This is a genomic window from Nonomuraea rhodomycinica, from assembly GCF_013363995.1.
GTDB lineage: Bacteria > Actinomycetota > Actinomycetes > Streptosporangiales > Streptosporangiaceae > Nonomuraea > Nonomuraea rhodomycinica.
The window spans coordinates 1-283 of the sequence record NZ_JABWGO010000080.1 but is presented as its reverse complement, the minus strand read 5'-3'; the positions used below and the strand labels follow the sequence as shown (position 1 = coordinate 283).

General features: G+C 74.9%; 1 protein-coding gene. It reads left to right on the top strand.

Features of this window, described 5'->3' with window-relative positions; all coding sequences use genetic code 11:
• Window positions 1–283 (top strand): S8 family serine peptidase (locus tag HT134_RS44505; RefSeq protein WP_175606523.1); only part of this gene is annotated, 283 nt, incomplete at both ends.

Below are 283 nucleotides of genomic sequence, written 5' to 3'. Positions count from 1 at the left end.
AGGGCGGCCAAGGACGGCGGGACCGGAGCCGACAAGGAGAGCGAGCGCGCCGGCAACGCCCTGGCCCAGGGCATCCGCTACGCGGTCGACCACGGCGCCCGGGTCGTCTCCATGTCGCTGGGCACCTCGGAGTGGGGCTGGGGCGGCTACGCGGACGACTCGGCCGCGGCCGTCGCCTCCGCCGTCGGCAAGGGCGCGATCCTCGTGGCCAGCGCCGGCAACGGAGGCTCCACCGACCCGCTGGAGGTGGACGCCTACAACACCATGTCGTACCCGGCCGGCT